At 43.3% G+C, this 5,962-nt stretch carries 2 protein-coding genes; one reads left to right on the top strand and one right to left on the bottom strand.

Translation table 11 applies throughout. From position 1 onward, the window contains the following. Positions 1-6: 6 nt before the first annotated feature. Positions 7-5,646, top strand: coding sequence for a helicase-like domain-containing protein (locus QOX35_RS16275; protein ID WP_283687823.1), 5,640 nt, complete (start codon positions 7-9; stop codon positions 5,644-5,646). Between the two features lie 43 nt (positions 5,647-5,689). Here QOX35_RS16275 and QOX35_RS16270 read toward each other — a convergent pair. Beyond that, positions 5,690-5,962 (bottom strand): helix-turn-helix domain-containing protein (locus QOX35_RS16270; RefSeq protein ID WP_283687822.1); only part of this gene is annotated, 273 nt, incomplete at its 5' end.

Below are 5,962 nucleotides of genomic sequence, written 5' to 3'. Positions count from 1 at the left end.
GAAGATATACAATATTGGAAAGCCTCGGAGCATGATTTGTTCCCTCTGGTAACCGAATTGCACCAAGTGTTACGGAATGGAGCGAAAGATGATGCTGAATACAAACGCTATGTAAGCTCCCTTAAAAATTCGGTGCTGACTGCTTTCTATACACCCAAGCCCGTTATTGATGCTTTGGCACTCGCATTGAATAACAGTGGCATCAAACCTCGACGTTTTCTTGAACCGAGTGCAGGAGCCGGAGCGTTTATATCCTCATTCAAAGAAACTGCACCTGATGTAGAAGTAACAGGTTTTGAAAAAGACCTGCTGACAGGTAAGATTCTCTCGCACCTTCACCCACAAGATAACATACGGATTGAAGGCTATGAGAAGATGGAAGGACGATACTCACAGCATTATGATGTAATTGCTTCCAACATTCCTTTCGGGGATGTTGCTGTATTTGATCCTTTGCTCTCCAAACATGAGATACCCGCAGTGAGTCAATCGACAAAGGCAATCCATAATTATTTTTTCACCAAAAGTGTGATGGCTGCCCGTGAGGGAGGATTGATAGCTTTTATTACTTCGCAAGGAGTTCTTAATTCGGAGCAGAACAAACCGATCCGTGAACATCTGATGAATAGTTGCAATGTTGTTTCCGCCATCCGATTACCCAATAACCTGTTTACAGAGGAAGCAGGAACAGAAGTCGGCAGCGATCTGATTATCCTGCAACGTAAGAATACAACTATTTTACCGAGCCAACGACAACAGGATTTTATCGAATCCCGTAAACTATCCAACGGCATATCCGTAAACAATTTGTTCAAAGACTTCGATAGGGTGATACAGACCGATGTAAAAGTCGGTACAGATCCTTATGGAAAACCTGCAATGGAATTTACTCATTCGGGAGGAACGGAAGCTATTGCCGCCACATTGTATCGGATGCTGAATGAAGATTTTACTCAACATTTAGATGTACAGCATTATCAAAGCCATGCACAGAGTACATCAGAACAATTGCAATCACAGGTAGCTCCCACTGTGGAAATGAGGCAGACACCCAATTTAGATGAAACTCGTTTTTCCGATGACCTTAATCCATTTTGGCAAGAAGTAGAGGATTTTCTGACACAGCCGACAGTACAACAATCCGAAACAACAAAACAAATCCAAGAACCAAAAAGCATACAGGAAATATCTGTTTCGGATATGGTGAAATTAAGTCATAAATCGGCTTATGAACCTATTGAAGAAGATTTAGTCCTTTTCCATCCTTTTGGTGAAGCCAGAAACCGCAAAGCATGGGCAGAACTCTCCGAGCAGGGGAGAAAAGCAGTTGTAGAGCCACGCATTGACCAGCCAAAAGAAGAAACGAAAGCTGTACCAACAACAGAAGAAAAAGATACAATTATCAGGGATAAAGCCAGCGGATTGTTTGTAAATACGAATACCGGAGAAGTTATAGAACAAAGGGAAGTACCGCCACCTGATATGCAGCAACAGCCGATTGTTACCTTGTACGACTTGTTTGGTTTTTCAGCCGAAGAACGTTCACAGATTAAACAGCCTAAGCGTTCCCGTCGCCGTATGCCTATACCACAACCTAAAGCCAGCCAGCAAAAGGGAGTACAACCTAAAAGTCCAGCAACAAGTACACCAACTGAAACACCCGAACAACGTGCAGAACGTTTAGACAAGGAAAAGGCGGAACGATTGAAACCTATTCCGATGCCAATACCCGAAAATGGATTGCCAAAACATTATAAGGATGGTTCATTGGTGAGTGATGCGGATAACCGTATCGGTTACCTGCGGGATATGGACGGACACCAACCTATGTTTCATCCTTTGGATTTATCACCGAATCAACAAAAACGGGCATCGCTATATATTGAGATACGCGATACTTACAACCATCTGTACAATAACGAAGCCGATACACTGAAAGAAAATCCCGCATTACGGCAGATGCTCAATCGCTTGTATGATGATTTTACACAAAAATTCGGAAATCTGAACGATGCAAAGAATCTCGACCTCATCAAGATGGATGCCGCAGGAAGGGAAATACTTTCGCTAGAACGTTACCGAGAGGGTAAAGCAATTAAGGCAGATATCTTTGAACGTCCCGTAGCCTTTAATCCCGATGAGATTTCTAAAGTAGATAACGCATACGAAGCTCTTGTATCCAGTCTCAATAAATACGGAGCGGTCAATTTGGATTATATGGTTTCTCTAACGACGAATACACAAGAGGGAATACTTGATGAACTGAAAGGTAAGATCTATTTCAATCCTCTTGTGGGAGGCTATGAAGTAGCGGACAAATTTATATCGGGCAATGTTATCTCTAAAGCAGATGAGGTGCAGAATTTTATTGACCGCAATCCAGACCACGAAGCTGCCAAAGAATCCCTGACCGTTTTACAGGAAGCCATACCCAAGCCGATAGCCTTCGACGATTTGGATTTCAACTTTGGTGAACGCTGGATACCTTCGGGCATCTATGCTGCTTTTGCTTCACACCTCTTTGAAACGGACGTCAATATACATTATGCACAGAGCCGAGATGAGTTTAGCATAAATTCTAACACTAAAAATGCTAAGATCAGTGATCAGTATGCTGTCAAGGGAGAAAGCCGCACTTTTGATGGTATTGCCCTGATGCGTCATGCCTTGCACGATACGACGCCTGATATTACAAAAACGGTCAGAGTCGATGGCAAGGAGACGAAAGTACGCGACGGAGAAGCGATTCAGCTTGCCAATACTAAGATAGATGAGATGCGTAACGGCTTTTCGGAATGGCTCAGAGAACAAACACCCGAATTTAAAGACCGACTTGCCGATATGTATAACCGCACGTTCAACTGTTTTGTACGTCCCGAATACGACGGCTCACATCAGACTTTTCCCGGACTCGATCTGAAAGGTTTAGGTATTCCAGACTTATACAAAAGTCAAAAAGATGCCATCTGGATGCTTAAATTGAATGGTGGCGGAATAATCGACCATGAGGTAGGAGGTGGTAAAACGCTGATTATGTGCTGCGGATCAATGGAGATGAAGCGGCTCGGATTGGTGAATAAACCCCTTATTACAGGCTTGAAAGCCAATGTCCATGAAATCGCTCAAACCTTTTGTACCGCATACCCTGATGCAAAGGTACTCTATCCGGGTAAGGAGGATTTTACGCCACAGAACCGCAATCGTATTTTCAACGAGATGAAAAACAACAATTGGGATGCCGTTATTTTAACACATGAACAGTTCGGTATGATACCGCAGTCTCCCGAGATACAGCGGGACATCCTACAGGCTGAACTCGACAGCGTGGAGGAAAACCTCGAAGTGCTGCGTTCACAGGGTAAAGAAGTATCGAGAGGGATGCTCAAAGGTTGTGAGAAACGCAAAGCCAATCTCGAAACAAAGTTGGAGGGGGTAGCCCACCAGATAGAAAATCGTAAGGATAATATGTCGGATTTTCGGATGATTGGCATCGATCATTTGTTCGTAGATGAATCTCACAAATTTAAAAATCTGACTTTTACCACCCGCCATGACCGTGTGGCAGGCTTGGGAAATACCGAAGGTTCACAAAGGGCACTCAATATGCTCTTTGCCCTGCGTACCATACAGGAACGCACAGGCAAAGATTTAGGAGCTACCTACTCATCGGGAACAACGATTTCCAATTCATTGACCGAATTGTATCTGTTATTCAAATACCTGCGTCCCAAAGAACTGGAAAGGCAGGGTATCAACACCTTTGATGCTTGGGCAGCAATCTTTGCCAAGAAAACCAAAGACTACGAGTTTTCGGTTACCAATCAGATTGTACAGAAAGAACGTTTCCGTTATTTTATCAAAGTACCGGAACTGGCTTCTTTCTATTCCGAAATAACCGACTATCGCACTGCACAGGATATTGGCATAGATCGTCCCGAAAAAAACGAGATTTTACACAATATACCACCCACACCCGACCAGCAGGAGTTTATCGGTAAGCTGATGGAGTTTGCCAAAACAGGCGATGCCACTTTGTTGGGACGTACACCACTATCGGAACGGGAAGAAAAAGCAAAAATGCTGATAGCGACTGATTATGCACGTAAAATGTCACTTGATATGCGGATGATAGACCCCGATAAGTATGGCGACCATATAGACAACAAAGCCAGCCATTGTGCCGCTTCGATAGCGGACTATTACCAAAAATACAATGCCCAGAAAGGGACACAGTTTGTATTCTCGGATTTGGGAACCTATAAGCCGGGGCAATGGAGCCCATACACCGAGATTAAACGCAAATTGGTGGAGGACTACGGTATCCCTGCATCCGAAGTGAGATTTATTCAGGAAGCTACCAGCGAGAGGGCACGAAAAGCGATGATTAAGGATATGAACGAGGGTAAAATCCGTGTTATGTTCGGTTCTACCGAGATGTTAGGAACAGGCGTGAACGCTCAAAAACGGGCGGTAGCTATTCATCATTTGGACGCACCTTGGCGGCCAAGCGATCTGGAGCAGCGCGACGGAAGGGCAATACGAAAGGGCAACGAAATAGCCAAACTATATGCTGATAATAAGGTAGATGTAAAGATTTATGCTGTTGAAAAATCATTGGATGCCTATAAATTTGGATTACTTCACAACAAGCAGTTATTTATCAAACAGCTTAAAAATAACAATTTGGGTACTCGTACCATTGACGAGGGCAGTATGGATGAAAAAAGCGGCATGAATTTCTCTGAATATGTAGCTATCCTTTCGGGAAACACCGAATTATTGGAGAAAGCTAGAATAGAAAAGAAGATCGCTGCTTTGGATAGTGAAAAGCAGGCTTTCGTTCGGGGCAAATCTTCGAGCCGCTACAAATTAGAGAACATCATGCAGACCGTAGAATCTAATAAGGGTTATATTGATCGCATCTCTAAAGATGTGGAAGCGTTCAATAGTCGAGTGCAGGTTGCTCCTGATGGCTCGCGGCTGAATCCTATAAATTTGGATGGGTTTCAAGCCACAGACCCAATTGCCATTGGGAAGAAGTTGAACCAAATTTCGGATAGGGCACGCACACATGGGGCACACGAGAAAATCGGTTCGCTATATGGTTTTGATTTGTTGGTAAAATCCGAAACTACGAACAAAGATGGTTTTGATCTGATACAAAACCGATTTTTTATACGTGGCGAGGGACAGATACTTTATAACTACAATTACGGGAGTTTGGCGGCCGACCCCAAAACTGCTTCACTGAATTTCTTAAATGCACTCGACAGTATGCCCAAACTTTTGGAGAAGTACCAAGCAGACACCGATAAACGGATGCAGGATGTACCCGTTCTCAGGCAAGTAGTCGAAAGCGTGTGGTCGAAAGAGAATGATCTAAAGGACTTGAAAACGGAGCTCACAGCTTTGGAGCGTAAGATAGAGTTATCATTGAAGCCCATCGAGCAAAGTGAGGGACAAGAAAATGTTTCTGAAAAAGATCAGGTTCAATCTCAAAATAACCCAAAATCAACAGTAATTCAAGATGCCCCTTTGCCAAATACTTTGCAAGGAGTGAAAGAAGCTATGGGAGACAGGTTCGTGATTGCATCGGTGGGTAGTAGTCCGCTACCAAAAGAAGAAAAAAAAGGCATGAAGCTCTAAATGAAGATGACCGTAGAAGAATAATTCTGCGGTCATCTTATATTTATTCTTTTTCTACCATATCCTCATCTATATTGTCTCTAAAATGATCACGAATAAATTTCTCTACGTTTTTCTCTGTGTAAAATATCTTGTGATGGATGGTTATATAGGTCAGTTCCCCAGCCGAACGGTAACGCTGTAATGTCCGTTTGCTTACGTTCAGCATTTGGCACAGGTCTTGATTGTCTAAAAGCCGTTCGCCGTTCAGTACGTTATGTCGTCCGCTCATTATATCCATAAATTTATCCAATCGGTCGAAACGTCCCATAAATTG

It is taken from the genome of Dysgonomonas sp. Marseille-Q5470, assembly GCF_951230145.1.
Lineage (GTDB): Bacteria > Bacteroidota > Bacteroidia > Bacteroidales > Dysgonomonadaceae > Dysgonomonas.
This window is presented reverse-complemented; position numbering and strand designations above follow the sequence as displayed.